Origin of the sequence: Seleniivibrio sp., assembly GCF_021209385.1 — a bacterium.
Taxonomy (GTDB): Bacteria; Chrysiogenota; Deferribacteres; order Deferribacterales; family Geovibrionaceae; genus Seleniivibrio.
In genome coordinates this window covers 102,447-120,709 of sequence record NZ_JAJOIL010000021.1, presented here as the reverse complement: position 1 = coordinate 120,709, position 18,263 = coordinate 102,447, and the positions used below count along the sequence as shown (strand labels likewise).

Here is an 18,263-nt window from a genome sequence, read left to right as displayed (position 1 = left end):
TAAAAGGGGCGATCCGTTGAAAAAAGGAATTCCTTCTTACCAGAAGATTGCGGACGATATCAGAAATGACATTCTTGATGGTAAATATCCAAAAGGTTCTATTTTACCTTCTCTTCGTGTATTGTCTCACAAATACGGAGTCAGCAGATTTACTATAAATCAGGCTCTGGAAATACTCAGCGGAATAGGAATAATTGATATTAAACACGGCAGCGGATGTTACGTCTGCTATTGTGACGAAAACAAAAGCATTAACTGGCTGTCGCTTTTCAACACAAGTACTCTGCCGAACGCATGGTGGGAACAAAGAATCAAAAAAGAACAGAATCGTACACCTTTTATAGCTCAGACACCGGGATTGTCTTTGGATTTCAATACTAGGCATATTCTGAAAACTGCTTTAAATAAAGCAGCCGAAAGGATTTTTGAACAGGAAAGCTATGAGACCATTGATATTCAGGGATTGCCAAGCCTGCGCAGGATCTATTCAGAGTTTTTAAGAAAACAGGGACTGAAAGTAACAGAAAATGAATTGCTTATCGTATCCGGTGGAGCCTTGGCTATATCCATAGTATTCCATAGTCTTCTGTCATGCGGGGTAAATGTTTTTCATCCTGAAAACTTCCTTTATAACAGCATAAACAAACTAAAAGATACAAAAGCAAATTTAATCCCCTTAAGTATTGATATGGAGGGGATAAGCTCTCAACAACTGGCAAAATATTCTAAACTTTTCAATAATGCCGTACTTTACACAGAACCGACCGGTTCAGAACCTGATGGAGTTTCAATTTCAATGAACAGAAAGAAAGAGATTCTTGACATCATTGTCAATAGTCCGGTTCCGATTATTGAAAATGAACAAAAACGCTATTATCGGCTGACCGCTGATTCTGTAAAAACTTTTCAGGAAATGTATTCGGATAAGGTTATATACATTGACACAGTAGCCAATGTAATATGCCCACACCTGCAAGTTGCTGCAATTGTTGCACCGCCGCTTTTGATTCAGCGATTCTGTGACATTAAAATTCAGCTTGAATTTCATTCTTCTGCAATAAGTCAGCTAATTTTGGAAGAGATTCTGATGTCAGACGAGTTTGAATTATTCCTTAATGACCTTCCTGAAAAACTCACCGGACGCTGCGATCATTTTGAGGCACTCCTGAAAAAATACTGCGCAGGCATTTTAGAATGGGAAAGACCTTATGCGGGCATATATTTCTGGCTTAAATACAACGGAGCTGCAAATCTCAGTGCGGTTGTTGAAAGTTTAAACTGCAATCCGGCTTTTAAACTGAGAATACAGGCAGGAAAAAGATTTGTGCCAAGTGATACAAAACATTTTGCCTTATGCTACACCAACACTGATGTGCATGAAATTGAATCATCAATACTGATATTATGTGAAGAATTGAAAAATTGTATGTAATCGCGGCTATATCGTAACGTTTTGAATTGGACTTTCAATCGTAATATGCGGCATCTGAAATACCATACTCCCGACAAACATCTTTGACGAGTCTGCCTGCTTCAACTTCTTTAAGTATTTTTACGATCCGTGGTTCAGTAAATCGGCTACGTTGCATTGAGTCTTCCTGTTGTATTTAAACGGAAAACTCTGGCTATTTCTGGTTCTATCTTACGGGTGGGTTACAGCAACATACTTCTGAAATTATAGGCAGCAAATCAAAGATTTAGCAATCAATGAACCGGATAGCAGTTAACCCGCTCCGAACTTGCACAAAACTTCTGTTTATGCTCTTTTAATTTAAAAGGAATTAAGGCTTAAAGGAAAAACCTTTAAGCCTTAATAAGGGAAATGATTATAGCAGGAGGCGATGAAAAAGCATATGAGGAAACCGATTGATATTTTAAGTGAGAAAAAAATATCAACCTTTCAGCTTCCATTTAAAACCTGTATGATGGCATTTGTCGCAATAGTCATTAAAATCACCGTGTACAGAGTGGCATTTCACACATTGCAGTCTCGGGTAATGTGATTTATGAGGATTACGTTCATATTTTGTTTTATCATCAGTTAATTTTGCCACATCCTGAAAGTTGCCATGGCAGTTAATGCATTTGGATGAAATATTGTCAGTTTCATCAGGATCAAAAGTAGTATGGCACCCGCTGCATCCGACGCCTTTTTCATTATGCGCATAGGCTAGCTTGTCGGACTTTACCCAAGTCTTAAACCTGTCTGTATAATCAGGAATGTCTTCTTTTGAAATTTTAATAACCGGAGAATTATTTATTGTAATCTCACCTTCAGAATCAGTTCTATGGCAGGTCGTGCACAACTCATCATTTAAATCCTGACCCCCAAGATGTTTATTGTGCACAAACCAGCCAAGTTTTTTACTTTTTCCGCCGTCTTTGTGGCAGTCGAAACATCCGGTAAAGTTTTCTTTTACTATATGTTTGGCTGGCAAAATCGGTTTTTCATGACAATCGACACACGAATAGTCGAAAGAAGCCGCATAAGCGCTGGATATCGTTAAAAACATCAAAATAAAAAAACAGTTTATTACAAATTTAATTTTTTCCATTTTTCACCCTAAAATTCAATGAAACAACAAAGCGGCCGTATAAAACGACCGCTTTTGGTTGTTACCCTTCTCAGAAAGCGTAATTGATTTTAAACCAATACTGATCCCCGCCGGATGTGTTTTCAACAGCAAAATCTTTAACATATTTCACTGTGAAGGATGCTGATTTATAGCCGTATTTGAAGACAGGACCGATACCGGCTGCCTGCGCACGGTAATCTTCAATTTCCGAGCCATTCTGTTTGTCGTCAGTTATCTGTTTGTAAAGATAACCGCCAAGACCTACATTATATGGACCGAAGTGCTGCCCCATTATGTAGTCAATGTGAAACTCCTGACCGGATTTATAATCGGTATCGTTGTTTTCGGTGTTGTAGTCATACATAAACTTTGCACCAATTTCAAAACCTGTATCCGTGATATAGTGGGTAAGCGCATAAGGTTCGATGGTATAGTGGTTTTTACCCAAATTAGCGATATCATTCTTGTTATAATCGCCTGTGGGAGTAGTAACATCTATACCGACAATAATATGTCTGTTTTTTGAATGAAATGCTTCATTAACACCGATAACCACGTCTGCAACACCGGAAGCATCATCATTGCCGCCCGGTGTTTTAAGCTCAAGATCCACAACAGGAATAAGCATATGGACGCCGAGAGAACCGCCAAAGGGTTTCAGACCTGTGTTATAAATAATCCTGAAAGTATCGACAATAGCCTTGCTGTCGAACTTCATATCTTTTTTATTACCGGAGTTGTCATAGCTGTCTGTGTTATGACGGTAGCTCAGGTAATTTATAATATTAAGCCCTTCATCGTTCAGCTTCGCCAAAAAATCTTCCGAACCGTTCGGATATGAACTGTTTCCGTTTTCCATTGCAAATGCAGACATACTGCATGCAAATACTAAGGAAACGGCAAAAAATTTAAAAATTTTCAAATATGTTTTGTTTTGCATTTTAATAGCTCATATAATTATTTTTTTGCAAAATCTGCCGCGTCGGCTCCGGCAATTCTTCCGGATGTGGCTGCAAAAGAGAATCCTGCACCGGATGTCCAAAGAGTATATGTGTCACTGTGAACACCGCCTGCATCACATCCTACGGAATACAGCCCCTGAACAGGCTTATTGTTTTTTGTCATAACCTGCATTTTTGTATTGATCTGCGGACCGCCGAGAGAAATGAACGATGACGGGAATACTTTTACAGCATAAAATTTAGACTTTTTAATGTATTTCATCAGACGTGCGGGAGTTCCGAAATCGACATCCTCGTTGTCAGCTTTCATTTTGTTATATCTGTCCACTGTGGCTTTAAGAGATTTAGGATCCATTTCCATCTGCTTTGCCAGTTCCTCAAGAGAATCTGCCATAGCTACGTTTTTACTTCCTGCTTTAATGCAGTCTTCAATCTCTTTTACAGTATTGCTGATTTTTGTTCCGGCCTTGACAATAACCCCAAGTCCTGTGTCAAGACCTTTGGTTTTGTAATAGTTGATAGTATCCTCATCCCATATCGACCAGACGTAGTGACCATCCTGGCGATAGATTGCGTTTGCGCTCACCATAAGGCTGCCTATCATCTTGTCGTCAATTATTCTCTCTCCGTATTTGTTGACCCAGAGAAGAGGCTGAGTTGTCATGGTATCAAGATCACCGAAAGGTTTAAATCCGGGACCGTATGAACCGGGGTGCATCATAAGCAGCATGCCCGCATCATCTAAAACAGCTCCCGCCTGAAGAGCCATTTTAAAGCCTTCTCCTGTTTTACCCAGAGGAACTGTAGGAAAGACTGAACCGGGTTCATAACGGGTGTATTTAGCTATTATCTCGTTGTTCTCGGAGAAACCGCCTGTCGCAAGGACTACGGCTTTGGCATTTACTATAACCTTGTTACCTCTGGAATCCTGAGCAATAACTCCTTTTATGACACCCTTTTCGATAATAAGCTCTGTAGCGGGTGTTTCATACATTATCTTAACGCCCAGTTCTTCGCATTTATCAAGCATCGCCTGAACATATGCGGCACCATGTTCCATGTTTTTGTAATGACCGACCACATGCCATACTCTTGGCTCTGTGGGAGCCATGTTCCATGGTTCAAATGTAAGACCAAAACCATGAAGCCAGTTTATTGTGTTCGGTGATTCCTGAATAAACTTCCTTACCAAGGGAGCGTTAGCTCTCCAGTGGTTAAATTCCATTGAGTGGTCAAAAGCATCGTCAACTGATATGTCAACGGATGCCACTCTTGTTTCGTCAGTTCCGATGGCAAACAAACCTTCGGCAAACGAAGTAGTTCCGCCTGCGATCTCTCTTTTTTCAAGAGTAATAACTTTGGCTCCGTGTTCCGCCGCAGAAACTGAAGCTGCAAGACCGGAACCTCCGGCGCCAACAACAACGACATCAGCCTGATAAACCCTGTCTTTGGCAAAAGCCGACATACAAAATAAAGAAATAAAAATACAGATAAAACCGGCAGGAATCTTTGATAATCCCTTTCTCATCTTGTCCTCCTTTATATTCTGTTCCATATTGCTATGGATTGTTCAGATTATATGCCGACAGAACAATACAAAATATCCAGCAGGGTTCTGGGATTACAGTGGTACATATTTATGAATGAGATATGGAATGAATTCTCTACGCCGCATAGGTGATAATACCTATGCCATATCGTATTCTACCCCTATGGAAAGGAGTAATGACGGAGGGCTACTTGTTTTCTTCCGAATGAACCCAGCTGATTGCAAACTGCATCAGCTCGTTTGAAGTTGCTATATTCAGCTTGTGCTTAATGTTATCCTTAAACGTATCAACGGTCTTAACGCTTAAATTCAGTATTTCCGCGATATTCTTATTCTTCATGCCCTGACCTAAATATGTAAAAACCTGATATTCTCTGTCAGAAAGTGATTCAACCGGACTTTCAGCAGCGATCTTCTTCTGGTTTGCCGCTTTCATAAGCATATAATCGGTCATGACTTCACTGAGATATACTTTACCTTTGAGTATCTTTCTCAGTGCTGCAATAAGAACCGAAGGGTCTTCGCTTTTCATAACATATCCGGATGCTCCTGCCTTGAGACAACGTTCGGCATATACCCTCTCATCGTGCATGGACAAAACAAGCATCGGCATGGAAGGATATCTGTATTTCAGCTCTTTGATCAGATCAAGACCGTTTTTCTTGCCTAATGTAATGTCTATGGTCACCGCATCAGGCAAAAGCTTATCAATTTCCTTTATCGCGCTCGCAGGATTTCCCGCTACTCCGCAGACATTCAGATCCGCCTCCTCATTGATTAACTTTGCCATTCCTTCCATCACAAACGGGTGATCATCGACAATAAATACGTTTCGTTTATTCTGCATAGAACCTCCATATGATGTAACATCAAAATATTAAGGACACTGCTCAAGTGTTTTCTCCAATCTGACCATGCAACCGCCGCCCGGTTTGCTTGTAATAATCAATGATGCGCTGAGTATCGAAGCCCTGTAATACATTCCGCTGACCCCCATTCCAAGCTTTGAAGAGGTATTTAAGTCAAACCCCTTCCCGTTATCTTTTATAATTACGACCAGAGATTGACTGCTCTCTTCCAGATAAATATCAATGACTGAACATTCAGAATGTTTTACAGAATTGCATACCGCTTCCTGAATAACAAAAAAGACATGTGTCGCAGTTTCACTGTCGCTGACAGAAAAACTCTCAGAAGCGTAAACATTGCACTCGATCCCATACATCTGGGCGATATTCGTTCCAAGCTCTCTGACAGCGGCAATAAGTCCCTCCGGATCGTTCTCAACAGGTCTGAGCCCTTTCAGAATGTCTCTCACAAGCTTTCTTGCTTTTAATACGTTCTCTGATATAAGCTGAGCAGACGATATCTCAACCTCTTTTTTTCAGTTATCCGCTTTTCAATTAGTTTAGCGGTATAGGAGATACCGGTCAGTATCTGCCCTAACCCGTCATGCAGTTCCTGACCTATCCGTATACGCTCCTCTCCTGTTATGCTTAATATCTTTTTTTCAAGCCTTTTGCGCTCTGTAATATCGCGTATAACATGTACTATCCCTATAAAGCATCCTTTTTCATCATGCACCGGTGTGGCTGTGCAAAGATAAGACCTGTCATTTATACAGATATTGCTGTCATGTCTTGTTCCGTATTTTTTAACGAGGGTCACAGGACAATTGCCGCAGTATCGCCCAAGCATACCGCAGACCTTGAAACACTCTTTCCCTATCATCATGTCTAACGTTGCCACACGCATTTCGCCCGCAACTTTGTTTGCCCAGACTATCTTCAGGTCTGTGTTTAAATACAGTACGCAATCGCGCAATGCATCCAGAATAGCAGCCTTCTCCCTTTCAAGATTATGCAGCACCTCATTTATCCTGACTCTCTCCGTTATGTTGATAGCCATACTTTTCTTAAAAGGCGAACCGCCTATTATAACCGTAAACACCTCAACATAATCCACTCCGCCATCTTTCCGCTTCATTCTGTAGGTAACGTCTTTCGACGTATGAAAAGACTTCATCATATCGCTGGTGTAGGCAAGAGAATCGTTATCCTGTGTCAGAAAAGAGGAAAAATGCCTGCCGATGAATTCATCAAGTTTATACCCGAGAAAGGTATCATCGGTATGGGTCACACCGGTGATAATATTGTTCTCATCCATACGGAACTCAGCGATAGGCATGTTATCCAGTATCATATTGACGTAATTTTTCTGATTAATCATTTTGTCATACATGCCTTTTATCGACCCAAGCTCTTTCTCAAGTTCAGCAATCCTGACTTCCGCATCATAAAGTTTTTTAGCGTTTGTATTTCCCATGGCTGTTCCTTTTTTTATGACCAGTTAATACTATAATAAAAAATAGAGTTTATGCCTTTTCAAAACAGCAGATAACGCTTCTGGGTTTATGTGATATATCACCAGAAATATTTTCTGTATCAGGCTGATTAAAAACGCCAACAGGAGCTTTATCACAAGCTCCTGTTGACATATAGATGAATTGAAATGATTCTATTCTAATTTTTAGCCGCAAGCTTATCCAAAACCCTTAACAGAGAAGTAACGCATGCGGTAAGTTCTTTAAAATCTTTTTCAAGAGACTGCCTGTCTCCTGAATTATACTCTTTTATGAGCTGCCTGCCAAGGTCATGCACTTTGATATGCAGAGGTTCCAGCGTTTTGAAATCCGGATCGGAGGAACAGGATGCGCAGGAATCGCTGTAATACATTTTTCCGAATGCACAATTTTTGTGGTCATCAATACTGGTCAGAACAGTTTTTCCTGTCAGGTGATTAAGAATTTTTGAAACAAAAACAATATGAGCTATTTTGGCAAGCAGAAAAATCTGTGCTTTTTTACTCATTTTTGTATTTTTTGCTTTTTCGCTTAAGCCGACAACGGCATTCTGCATATCGCCGATACCTTCGTAAAGCTTATCCATATTTTCTGAAACTTTCGCTGTATGTTCCGCTGTCATAGCGATATTCTGAGTAATCTGCTCCGTAACGACAGACTGTTCCTCAACAGCGGATGAGATGCTGATAATCAAACCGTTCAGCTCTTCCACTGAGGCGGATATCTCCTCAAACTTCGCTCTTGTATTCTCTGTTTCCCTGCTCTGTAAAACTATGGACTCGGCAACGCCCTTTGATTTGCTGCCTGCGCTTTCAACACTTTCAAGGATATTTCTCACTGTTGAGCTTATCTCGTCCAGAGACTGTTTGGTCTTTTCCGAAAGCTTTCTGACCTCATCGGCAACAACAGCAAATCCACGCCCAGCTTCACCCGCCCTGGCGGCTTCTATTGCCGCGTTGAGAGCCAAAAGGTTTGTCTGGTCGGATATATCGGAAATAACACTGATAATAAGCCTGATCTGCTCTGTCTTTTCCCTCAGGCTGTTCACTTCTTCCACAAGCGCACCGACGTTTGCATCTATACTCTCAGCGACTTCGCAAACACCGCCGACAGCCTTTCTTCCGTCTTCCGCAAGTTTAACGCAGTGACCGGCCTTATCTGCCGACCCTGCTACGTTCGATGAAATATCGTTTATAGTGGCGCTCATCTCTTCACTCGCCGTGGCAACCTGACGGGCAAGGTCTTCGGTAGCGCCGATAACACTCGCGACGTCCATTATGGTCTCTGTCATGGGAACCACACACTGCATGGCATTGCTGATATTTGCAAGGCTTTCAAGCATCTCGCTTTCAACCTTATCAAGATAGCTGTTGAAATTTTTTGAAAGCAGATAGGTTTCAGAACCGACTTTTTTACCGTCCGGCACTTCATCAAGCGGAATACGTTTTGAAACATCCGAATCGTTTTGCCTGGCAAATTCCCTCATTTTTTCTGATACGATATTCACCGGTCTGAAAAAAACGATCAGAAGCAGAATTATTACCGCATTGATTATAACAATTGTTATTAAAACCGCGAGCAGAGCAACCCTTATCATATGTTCGGACTGGTTCAGGGAATGTTTTATTATCCCTGAATCTTCACCGAGAAGCACTGCTCCGACATTTTTCCCGCTGATGTCCGCGATCGGAATAACGGTTATAAAGTATTTATCCGTCATAAGATAACCGTCTTTGCCATCAAATATCGATGGGTTCTCGCGAGCGATGTTTAAAAGATCTTCATCATCAGTTTTCTGCGCCAGAATGTAATTGCCGACAGTCGGAGCGGAAGCAAGATCGGATGCCAGACTTGTCAGATCCTTGTTCATCAGGAGCGCCATACTCTTATCAGATGCGCTCAACTCTTTTGCAACTGAGTTTAAACCCTGTATAAACTCAACGGCTCCGATATATTCCCCGTTTTTCATAACAGGAGCAATCGCCCGTAGAGCAAATCCGGCATTGCCGACCTCAAAACCGGCAACAATTTTTTTCTCAGCTTTAACCATTTTAACCGAAGGTCTGGTTTGACTGAGGTCTTCTCCGTATTTCTCCGGCGCCCATGATCTTACAAACGACCTGTAATCAGACGTATGAACGTGTATTTTGATGTTTTTATATTCAGTATTCTTTTTAAAAAGATCTGAAATACCGCTAAGTCTGTTAATTACTGCCTGTCGATCCCCGCTTAGCAGTGAAGAAATGATAACCGGATCATCTGAAAAAGAGACCACGTTTGTAATACCGACCTGCATCTTTGTATTCAGCTTGTCCAGATAGGTACCGTTAAGGCTGGCAGCAGACGAAGAATAGATATTTTTTTCAATCTTTTCTGCGGCATTAGCCATTATAAGGTAAGTTACAAGAAGAACAACAATGGACACAAGTGTAGCAAGAAGTATAATTTTAAATTTGATGGACATTAAACGAATCATCAGAATCCTCCCTGAGACCATTAACAAACCGCATGTTTTTTTGTTTGTCAGGCTTAAATACCCAAGGCAAATATGTAATTATGTATGTCTTATGTTTAAAAATACCCCTACTTAGTTACTAAATCAAGATTATTTGCGATATATTTCATAAAAAAGGCAATGTTGGAAATATAAAATCTTTCCCGATGCATAATAATTAATTATTGATTAAATTATTAAAATCTCAGTATAAAACGACACACAGGACGACTAAAAAAGAGAAATTTTCAAGAAAAAAAATTTGATCATGCAAAGTGGCAGGAGAAAAAGGGAGAGCCTGAAAAACTCTCCATAAAGGATGGCAAGGCAACCTCATTAACTTTTAACCAGCTTACCAACAACATGAGGGGCGGTATTCCCGCCCCTGTGTTTATCAGAATCTTATGGTCAGATCGGCATTGATGCTCTGGTCGGTTGATTCTCCTGCGAAATTACCTTTGTAGGCAACTCCCACAGACGTTCTGGCAGATACGCTGCTGTCAACGCCAAGCTCAAAAACAACCGTATCGCGGGCAATGGGCGTACCCTCTGTTGTGAAGGCATCGGCGCCCTCAAGTGCAACTGTGGTTTCGGGTGTTCTGTCGCCAAAAGAGTGTTTAAGCCCGACAGAGCCGTTGGGTTTCAGTTTCAGACCGCCAAGCACTGTCTGTGTTTCCACACGAAGTCCCGCTGTGGCAAAAACAGTGTCCATGTCGGATGAATCGCCGCGGAGAGCAGAACTGCCTCCGTCCTCGCTGAAACCGTCAGTGTCAAGTTTCACATATGCGGCGTTCAGGAAAGGGGTGACTTTGCTGTTGCCGTCTTTGATATCATAGCTTATTTCACCGAAGAACTGGTAGCTGTCCGCATCATAGTCAGCATCCTGCTGTTCACTTAAACTGCCGAAACTGACAGTTCTGTCAGCATCTATATTGTGCCATCCGTATGCTGCGCCGAAAGTGAGCGTGATGTCGTTTATAAGTTTTTCAGCGTATGCGCCAAGATAATAGCTTTTAACCGAGCCGGAAGAGGAGAGGGAATCCACGTCATAGTCGGTATTTTCCGCACCGAAAACAAGACCTGCGCTTGTGGTGGTGTTTATAGCTTTTTCAGCACCGACAATCAGACCGCCGATTGTGCGGCTGAGTGTGGAAGTCCCGCTGTTTCCTTCCCAGTCTGCCTTCGCGCCGAATGCGTTGAACCAGAACCGGTAACTTCCTGTTTCAATGGGAGCGCGCGAAAGCACCGCATCTCTCACAAAGCGGCTGTCGTCGAGAAGCATTGTCTGAACGGAAACATAAGCCTCACCAGAAAGCATGGAGAAGGCATCAGCAACTTTCGCTTCGCTTAGAGGAAGAACCGCCTTATAGAGAGGGCTGTCTATGCCGAGTGTTCCGAGAGCCTTTGCAACACCAGCCTGATTGCTTGTTTTGGCATAGCTGGTGAAATCCATATTATTGCGCAAAAGTTCTATGTAAACGTTATTCTCATCATACTGCAAATAAACGTCAAGGAACGCGAAACTGTCTGTGACCGTGTCAAAAGTACCTGTGATTCCATCTTCTGAGGTTATTATGGTATATTTCGTATAGGGATCATAATCGGAACCGTCGCTGGTTCCGTCTTCTGCCAATACGTTTATGGTTGAACCGCTTTCAATGGTAACGGTTCCCGTGGCGTTTACTTTGTCACTGCTGCCGTCTTTGTCTATCTCAACTTCATATGTAGAACCTGTTGAAAATGTCACGTCGGTGACATTCATCGTTCCGATTGAGTTTCCGGGTGCAAGCACGCCGCCGGAATCCACAACTATATCGCCGTAATTACCGGAACCGCTGAGAGTGCCGCCGTAAACGTCTACGTTTTTAACAGAACCGTTTATGGAAAGCGAACCGCCGTATATGCTCCAGTTGACGTTATCGGAATCACCTGTTATCTCCCATGTCCCGTCACCTGTTTTTTCAACATTGTCAAAACCCTGATATTGTCCTGTGTCGCTTATCAGATCAGTATCAAGTGTCCCTGCTCCAGAAAGTTCAAGAGTTGTGACACCTGTTCCTGACGTCACTTTGCCGACAATTACAGAATTCGCATCTATAACGAGTCTGTTATCTCCATCACCGAAAGCGATAGCCACATTGTCAGAGCTTCCTGAATCTATTGTTCCTTCATTTATAATGGTGGTATCTCCGTCGCCCGTTTCAATTGCCGCACCGGAACTGACAGTTATCGAACCAACATTTACCAGATAATTAGTTGATCCGTTCAGAACAATACCTTTGGTCGTTGCAGTCACTGTTCCGGCATTTACAATTTCAACAGCTCCGTCCGCAGCCGTCCCGGTTACTCCTGAAAGTGCGTTGATAGTTCCGATGTTTACTATCGAAACTTTCCCAGCAGTTGCTTCGGCAGATATACCGAAATCATCTGCTGCGTTTATTATGCCGTCCTCGGTGTTAACGATGCCTATATCGCCTGTGTATTCGGAATATGCTAGTATACCTGCATATCCAGCTCTGGTGGCAACAATAAGGTCATCATCGGAGGCGGTAAGAGTTCCTTCATTAACAACAATTATATCGCCGTTTTCGCTCATCGCATGGATAGCACTGTCGTCTCCGGATGTAACGGAGCCGGTATTTTCTATACCTACATTACCGTCATCCGACCACGCTACAAGCCCCTGACGTGTTGCGGATTCAACTGTTCCGCTGTTGTTTATATATGCATAACCTTGATAGTTGATAGCGCGCATCCCTGCCAGATATGAAGTCACTGTTCCCGTGTTTGTCAGACTCACAGTGGCAGGATCGGCACTTGTATTGTTATATCCCCCGTCCCCATATATGCCCCAGTTGTCAACTGATGTTGAACTCCCGTTGTTCACTATGACGACAGAACCCAGATTGGTTGTCGCTGTAATGCCGGGTCCTCCTGTTGCATTGGCAATAGCAGTACCGTTATTTGTGATAGTAATGTCGCCCGATGTATCGTTGCGCACCCAAACGGCACCGAATCCGCCGTTGGAAGTTATACTGACGTCAGAACCTATGCTCACTATAGCATCGCGGTTTGCAGAGTTGGTCTGCATTATGACACCGCTGTAAGTCGGGTTGTTAATTGTTGTATTACCTGAAAGAATGAGAGTTTGTGTTATGTCGCTTACGCTGTCGTTGTCGGTTCTTAGTTCAATAAAATCATAATTGCCGGCGAAAACTGAAACGGATACGTCGGTACTGCTCGAGATAGTATCGCTGTATGCAGGCACAGCATTCAAAGCGGCAAAAGCAATAATTGCCATGACAATGAATTTGGAAAATGGCGGAACCTGACCTGACGACGATTTTAAAAACCTGTTCATATTATACTCCGATAAGAAAATTAAGCATAATTCCTCAAAACCCGAGAAAAAAAAGAGCCATCCCCGCAAAACGGCAAAACTTGAAATGCATCAACAAGAAGATGCGAAACACGTATTGTGTTAATTTGAATATATTATGAGCCTAACAAGAAGGGAAATCAGTGTCAATTGAATATTATGTTATTAAGAACATAGCTCACTCATTATACCTGTTCAGCATAAAGGTTCCGGCTGTGAAACAGACCGCAGTAAGTCCAAGAAGAAGGATGAAGGACGGCAATGTTTCAGCGTTCAATTCACCCGCACGAATAAGTTTGTTCGCATGGCTCAAAGGGAGCAGCCATACGAGCTTCTGCAGCCAATGCGGAAGAAAATCAACGGGGTAAAATGTTCCCGAAAAGAACGCCATAGGCATGATTATGAAATTTGTCAGCACGGCATGGTTCTCCATGTCGTCTATGACAACACCGATAATTACACCTGCCGCCGAAAAGAAGGCTGTGTTCAGCACCAAAGCAACGAAAGCCACGAATGTGAACGGAAACACATGGAACACAAAAAGCCCCGCCAGAAGTATCATGGTGGATGCGAACAGCCCGCGCACGACACCGGAAAGCACAAGTCCGCGCATTATAGCCGATGCCTTTACTGGAGATGTCAGAACTGTCTGAAACTCACCTGAATGAAGCCTGCCCATGCCCACCGACACGGAAACCATGTTGAACGAGTTTGTCATGGAGCTCATGCATACTATACCCTGAATAAGGAAAGCGCCGTAATCAGGTATCTGTACTCTGGAACCGAACCCAAGCCCGAACGCCAGAAGATAGAGTATCGGCGTGGAAACGCTGTAAAAAACGTAACCCAGCCTCATGAGTTTATATTTAAAAATCAGCATCTCGCGGTAAAAAACCGCGTAGGTACCCATTAACGCTTCAGTCATACTGCCCTGCCTATACTGCTGACAAGCACGTCGTCCAGCTTTGTTCTTCTCACTCTGTGTCCCGTAAGGCTCTCTTTCGCAATGTAATCGTCAGCCGCATCGTTGTCTCTGAAAAGGAGTGTGCGGCTGTTTATGTCCACGGCAAACGCACCGGCGCAGTCGATGAGGCTTTGAGGGGTGTCCATGCTCACGATGCGCCCCTTTTCCATGATCGCCACCCGTCCGCAGAGGTATTCCGCCTCGTCGGTGTAGTGGGTGGTTAGCAGAATGGAGCGCCCGTCCGCCTGCATCTGTCTTATGATATCCCACATCTCGCGCCGCACTGCAGGGTCAAGCCCTATGGTTGGTTCGTCCATGAATATCAGCTCTGCGCCTGAAAGCATGGCACGAGCCGCCATAACGCGCCTCTTCTGCCCGCCGGAAAGCGTGCCTACCTTTGAGTTGCGTTTTTCTGTCATACCCATCTTTGCAATGGTCTCGTCTATCAGTTTTTTGCTGTTGCGGATGCCCCGAAGCAGGGCATAGATGTAAAGCACTTCAAATACGGAAAGCTCGTATCCGAGATTCATATCCTGCGAAACGACTGCGATGCTCTTTCTGGTTTCACGTCTGTATTTGCGGATGTCTCTGCCGTTCAGCAGAATACGTCCCGAATCGGGTGTTGCAAGGGTTGAAAGCATCTTGATAGTGGTGGTCTTGCCCGCTCCGTTCTCTCCCAAAAGGCCGAAAACCTCGCCTCTGCCTATGCTGAAACTAACATCTTCCACCGCGACAACCTTTCCGTAGGTCTTGCGGATATTCATCACTTCCAGAAGCATCAGGCAACACCCATATACATAGCCGCCTTGCTGCCGTCCATATCAACTATGCGGCTTTTCACGCGAAATATATCGAATATGTTCTCTTCGGTGAGAACACCCTTTGCGCATCCGTCAAGAACCACCTGTCCGTCCTTCATGGCGACAAGCCGTCCCGAAAACCTTGAGGCGAGATTCAGGTCGTGCATCACCATCACAACGGTCAGTCCGCAGGATGTATTCAGCTTTTCCAGAAGTTCAAGCACCTCGAATTGATGATGAATATCCAGATATGTGGTCGGCTCGTCCAGAAGCAGTATCTGGGGACGCTGTGCCAGCGCCATCGCTATCCATGCCCTCTGACGCTCACCGCCGGAAAGCTGTCCGAGCCTCACAAAGCGCTTATCCTGTAAGCCTGTCGCCTGCATCGCCCATTCCACGGTTTCGCGGTCGTCTTTAGTAAATGATGAAAGTACCTTTTTGTGGGGGTTGCGCCCGTATGCCACAAGACAGTGAACGGGAATATCCCCGGGGGCGTTGGGCGACTGCGGCAGGATGCCCACGTTTCTGGCTATGGCGCTGTCGGTCATGGACGAAATTGATTTCCCGTCCAGATACACGCATCCCGCAGAAGGTTTCAGAAGTCTGCCCATACACTTAAGCAGGGTTGACTTGCCCGAACCGTTGGGACCTATGACAGACGCTATATGTCCCTTTTCAAACGAAAGGGTTATATTCTTTAAAACCTCTTTTCTGCCGTATCCGGCGGAGAGGTTTTCACATGAGAAAAAATTCATGATCTGCTGCTCCTGCTGAGAAGATAGAGGAAAAACGGCGCACCTACAAACGCCATCACAACGCCTACGGGAAGCTCATAGGGTGCGAAGACCACCCTTGCCGCAGTATCCGCAAATATGACGATTATGCCGCCGAAAACTGCGCTGAACGGTATCAGAAAACGGTTATCGGAACCTATTATGAGCCTTGTTATATGCGGAACTATAAGCCCCACAAACCCAAGAAGCCCCGCCACGCTGACAGCGGAAGCCGCCAGAAGAGCGGCAAGCATTGTCAGCAGAAATTTTATGCGCTCAACGGAAAGCCCCAGACCACGGGCAACGTCGTCGCCGAGCATGAGAATGTTGAGATATTTCGCACCCACTCCCGCGCCGAAAAGTCCCAAAAGGGTGTATGGCAGTATCATTTTGACATGTATCCAGCTTTTGCCGCTGAGAGAACCCGCCATCCAGTTTACGGTTCCCTGCACCCTGTCGCTGTAAAGCACTGTCAGGCAGGACATGAACGCTCCGAGAAATGCGGCGAGAGCAACCCCCGCCAGAATAAGCCGGAGGGGGTGTGCGCCGCCGTCGTAAGCCAGAAAGTAAATTACAAGAGAGGTGACAAGCGCCCCCGCAAACGCAGCGGGAGGAACCATATGCGTGAAAGAGGGCAGAAGTATCATCACCGCCATAGCGAAAAGCCCCGCGCCCGCCGTAACGCCCACAATACCGGGATCTGCGAGGGGATTTTTAAGAACGGCCTGAAGTATGGCACCCGACAGAGCAAGGTTTACCCCCACAAAAGCGCCCGTTATGATACGCGGCAGGCGGATGTTCATCAGCACATGATACATGCCGTCCGTCTGCACGCCTGTGAATATGCGCGCCATATCGCCCATTGATATGTCGACCGTTCCCGTTATGACACTGACGACAAATCCTGCCGCCAGAAGCATCAGACCGGCGGCTCCTGTCATGAGCCGCCTTTTGGTATCGCTGTCTGAAAATTCTCTCACTTGAACTGCTCCGGATACATCATCTTCGCCAGCCTCAGAACCGCATCGCCTGTGCGCACGGTGGGGTTGTTTCCGTATGTTTCAAAGGGCAGGCTTACCACTCTTCCGTTCTTAACGGCACTCAGCCCGCTCCATGCGGGATGCTTCGTAAGGCTGGAATCGTTCTTCGCCTGTGTTTTATTGTCATGATTTATCAGGAATATATAGTCAGGATTCTGCATAGCTATGTTTTCAAGGCTCACCGGAGCGAAACCTCTGGACATGGCTGAACCCGCCATCGGTCCATTTTTATCTGCCTTCGTTCCTGCGGCAATGTTGTCGCCTCCTGCCATATCGAGCATCATGCCAGCATAGCTGTCAGGAAGCGCCATATTATAGCTTTCAGGCGAACCGTAAAGCACCAGTGCCCTCACCTTTTTAACGCCCTTAAGCCTGTCCTGCACATTTTTGAGTTTATCGTCGATATCTGCGATAGATTCAGCGGCTTTCGCTTTATTTCCCGTGATATTGCCGAATATCTGCACAGTTTCTTTAACCTGCGGCAAAGTCACAGGCGAGAACAGCGCAACCTTTATACCCGCACCGTTCAGAGAGGAACGAAGAGCAACATGAAAAGGGAAGTTCATGCCTATCACAAGGTCAGGGTTCATGGCGACGATGCGCTCTATGTCAGGGTTTTCTACCCTGCCGACGTTCGGCAGTCCTTTCAGTCTGTTCTCAATATAAACGGGCGTGGTGGAACTCATGGCATACGCCGCCGGAGTGCCGCCCGCTGCAAAATACATTTCAAGGTTTGAACTGTTCAGAACAACAACCTTCGCAGGCTGTTTGTCCAGAGTGACGGTCTGTCCCGAAGAATCCTTAAAGCTTATCTGCGCAAATGCGGAACCGCACAGAAGAACAAGCATTATCACCAGTACATTTTTCATTGCATCATCCTCTTTTTAAGCGCATGGAACCTTTCAACCTGATCCTGTTTCAGCTCATGTTTCTCGTCCCTGCCGACGTGTATCTTGAAAGCGGCGTTTCCGTCAATGTCGTAAACCTGAACCGAAAGGCTCTCTTTGCCCATGAACGGACGGCTCACAAAATGTATGCTGTCAAATTTATCCGCCATCAGATGTCCGCCGATGGGCGACGTATCGGAGTGCAGGTTGAACATGCCGTGGCTGAATTTGCCTTTGGGCAGTTCGCCTGATACCTCGCATATCACGCTGTTGTTGGTGACTATCATAAGTATCCCGCCCCACTCGCTGATGTCGTCCATTATCTCGCCGAACTTTGATATGCCCACCTCGAACGACTGCTCGTCCAGTGCGCGCACCACTTCCCTTTCGGGAACATTCAGTTCTCTCGCCGCCATAACTGTGGCTACGCCCTTTTTCTCTTCCAGATATTGCTTTATCGCTTCCGACATATTCCGC

The 18,263-nt window shown here is 44.7% G+C and carries 15 protein-coding genes and 1 pseudogene; 1 reads left to right on the top strand and 15 read right to left on the bottom strand.

Annotation, left to right across the window (positions count from 1 at the left end; genetic code table 11):
* The first annotated feature begins 16 nt into the window (after positions 1–16).
* On the top strand, positions 17–1,432 hold the full coding sequence (locus LRY47_RS06270) for a PLP-dependent aminotransferase family protein (RefSeq protein ID WP_295223514.1): 1,416 nt from the start codon (positions 17–19) through the stop codon (positions 1,430–1,432).
* A gap of 37 nt (positions 1,433–1,469) precedes the next feature.
* Here the strand turns inward: LRY47_RS06270 and LRY47_RS06265 are convergent.
* The 15 genes and pseudogenes from LRY47_RS06265 to hutX form a co-directional block, all read right to left on the bottom strand.
* A pseudogene (locus LRY47_RS06265) lies at positions 1,470–1,589 on the bottom strand (transposase); the annotation flags it as partial.
* 303 nt (positions 1,590–1,892) lie between these two features.
* The gene (locus LRY47_RS06260) at positions 1,893–2,555 is read right to left on the bottom strand and encodes a cytochrome c3 family protein (RefSeq protein ID WP_295223513.1); all 663 of its coding nucleotides are present in this window, start codon (positions 2,553–2,555) and stop codon (positions 1,893–1,895) included.
* A 70-nt stretch (positions 2,556–2,625) separates the two neighbouring features.
* Positions 2,626–3,450, bottom strand: a complete 825-nt coding sequence (locus LRY47_RS06255) for a transporter (RefSeq protein WP_295223512.1) — start codon at positions 3,448–3,450, stop codon at positions 2,626–2,628.
* 83 nt (positions 3,451–3,533) lie between these two features.
* Positions 3,534–5,066 carry an FAD-dependent oxidoreductase gene (locus LRY47_RS06250; protein ID WP_295223511.1) on the bottom strand — a complete coding sequence of 511 codons (1,533 nt, stop codon included), beginning with the start codon at positions 5,064–5,066 and terminating at the stop codon, positions 3,534–3,536.
* 208 nt (positions 5,067–5,274) lie between these two features.
* On the bottom strand, positions 5,275–5,934 hold the full coding sequence (locus LRY47_RS06245) for a response regulator transcription factor (RefSeq protein ID WP_295223510.1): 660 nt from the start codon (positions 5,932–5,934) through the stop codon (positions 5,275–5,277).
* A gap of 30 nt (positions 5,935–5,964) precedes the next feature.
* Positions 5,965–6,405: an ATP-binding protein gene (locus LRY47_RS06240; protein ID WP_295223509.1), complete on the bottom strand. Its 441-nt coding sequence runs from the start codon at positions 6,403–6,405 to the stop codon at positions 5,965–5,967.
* A 14-nt stretch (positions 6,406–6,419) separates the two neighbouring features.
* Positions 6,420–7,412: a PAS domain-containing protein gene (locus LRY47_RS06235; protein ID WP_295223508.1), complete on the bottom strand. Its 993-nt coding sequence runs from the start codon at positions 7,410–7,412 to the stop codon at positions 6,420–6,422.
* A gap of 197 nt (positions 7,413–7,609) precedes the next feature.
* Positions 7,610–9,925 (bottom strand): methyl-accepting chemotaxis protein, encoded by a 2,316-nt coding sequence (locus tag LRY47_RS06230; protein WP_295223506.1) that lies wholly within the window; start codon positions 9,923–9,925, stop codon positions 7,610–7,612.
* Positions 9,926–10,337: 412 nt separating this feature from the next.
* Positions 10,338–13,304, bottom strand: coding sequence for an autotransporter domain-containing protein (locus LRY47_RS06225; RefSeq protein WP_295223504.1), 2,967 nt, complete (start codon positions 13,302–13,304; stop codon positions 10,338–10,340).
* Positions 13,305–13,500: 196 nt separating this feature from the next.
* A complete protein-coding gene (locus tag LRY47_RS06220; protein WP_295223502.1) occupies positions 13,501–14,247 on the bottom strand; it encodes an ABC transporter permease in 747 nt (248 codons plus the stop codon).
* The gene (locus LRY47_RS06215; RefSeq protein ID WP_295223500.1) at positions 14,244–15,065 is read right to left on the bottom strand and encodes an ABC transporter ATP-binding protein; all 822 of its coding nucleotides are present in this window, start codon (positions 15,063–15,065) and stop codon (positions 14,244–14,246) included. The genes LRY47_RS06220 and LRY47_RS06215 overlap by 4 nt, the downstream gene beginning before the upstream one ends.
* Positions 15,065–15,841 (bottom strand): ABC transporter ATP-binding protein, encoded by a 777-nt coding sequence (locus LRY47_RS06210; RefSeq protein WP_295223499.1) that lies wholly within the window; start codon positions 15,839–15,841, stop codon positions 15,065–15,067. Before LRY47_RS06210 ends, LRY47_RS06215 begins: the two co-directional genes overlap by 1 nt.
* Positions 15,838–16,800: an iron ABC transporter permease gene (locus LRY47_RS06205; RefSeq protein WP_366043364.1), complete on the bottom strand. Its 963-nt coding sequence runs from the start codon at positions 16,798–16,800 to the stop codon at positions 15,838–15,840. Before LRY47_RS06205 ends, LRY47_RS06210 begins: the two co-directional genes overlap by 4 nt.
* A gap of 35 nt (positions 16,801–16,835) precedes the next feature.
* A complete protein-coding gene (locus LRY47_RS06200; RefSeq protein WP_295223497.1) occupies positions 16,836–17,768 on the bottom strand; it encodes an ABC transporter substrate-binding protein in 933 nt (310 codons plus the stop codon).
* Positions 17,765–18,256, bottom strand: coding sequence for a heme utilization cystosolic carrier protein HutX (gene hutX / locus LRY47_RS06195; RefSeq protein WP_295223496.1), 492 nt, complete (start codon positions 18,254–18,256; stop codon positions 17,765–17,767). The genes LRY47_RS06200 and hutX overlap by 4 nt, the downstream gene beginning before the upstream one ends.
* Between the last annotated feature and the right edge of the window lie 7 nt (positions 18,257–18,263).

What these genes read in the sequence shown, in the direction of transcription:
- hutX (WP_295223496.1), bottom strand. Translation starts at nt 18,256, where the DNA reads ATGTCGGAAGCGATAAAGCAATATCTGGAAGAGAAAAAGGGCGTAGCC.
- LRY47_RS06205 (WP_366043364.1), bottom strand. Translation starts at nt 16,800, where the DNA reads ATGACAGGAGCCGCCGGTCTGATGCTTCTGGCGGCAGGATTTGTCGTC.
- LRY47_RS06210 (WP_295223499.1), bottom strand. Translation starts at nt 15,841, where the DNA reads ATGAATTTTTTCTCATGTGAAAACCTCTCCGCCGGATACGGCAGAAAA.
- LRY47_RS06225 (WP_295223504.1), bottom strand. Translation starts at nt 13,304, where the DNA reads ATGAACAGGTTTTTAAAATCGTCGTCAGGTCAGGTTCCGCCATTTTCC.
- LRY47_RS06235 (WP_295223508.1), bottom strand. Translation starts at nt 7,412, where the DNA reads ATGGGAAATACAAACGCTAAAAAACTTTATGATGCGGAAGTCAGGATT.
- LRY47_RS06200 (WP_295223497.1), bottom strand. Translation starts at nt 17,768, where the DNA reads ATGAAAAATGTACTGGTGATAATGCTTGTTCTTCTGTGCGGTTCCGCA.
- LRY47_RS06260 (WP_295223513.1), bottom strand. Translation starts at nt 2,555, where the DNA reads ATGGAAAAAATTAAATTTGTAATAAACTGTTTTTTTATTTTGATGTTT.
- LRY47_RS06255 (WP_295223512.1), bottom strand. Translation starts at nt 3,450, where the DNA reads ATGTCTGCATTTGCAATGGAAAACGGAAACAGTTCATATCCGAACGGT.
- LRY47_RS06230 (WP_295223506.1), bottom strand. Translation starts at nt 9,925, where the DNA reads ATGATTCGTTTAATGTCCATCAAATTTAAAATTATACTTCTTGCTACA.
- LRY47_RS06245 (WP_295223510.1), bottom strand. Translation starts at nt 5,934, where the DNA reads ATGCAGAATAAACGAAACGTATTTATTGTCGATGATCACCCGTTTGTG.
- LRY47_RS06215 (WP_295223500.1), bottom strand. Translation starts at nt 15,065, where the DNA reads ATGCTTCTGGAAGTGATGAATATCCGCAAGACCTACGGAAAGGTTGTC.
- LRY47_RS06220 (WP_295223502.1), bottom strand. Translation starts at nt 14,247, where the DNA reads ATGACTGAAGCGTTAATGGGTACCTACGCGGTTTTTTACCGCGAGATG.
- LRY47_RS06250 (WP_295223511.1), bottom strand. Translation starts at nt 5,066, where the DNA reads ATGAGAAAGGGATTATCAAAGATTCCTGCCGGTTTTATCTGTATTTTT.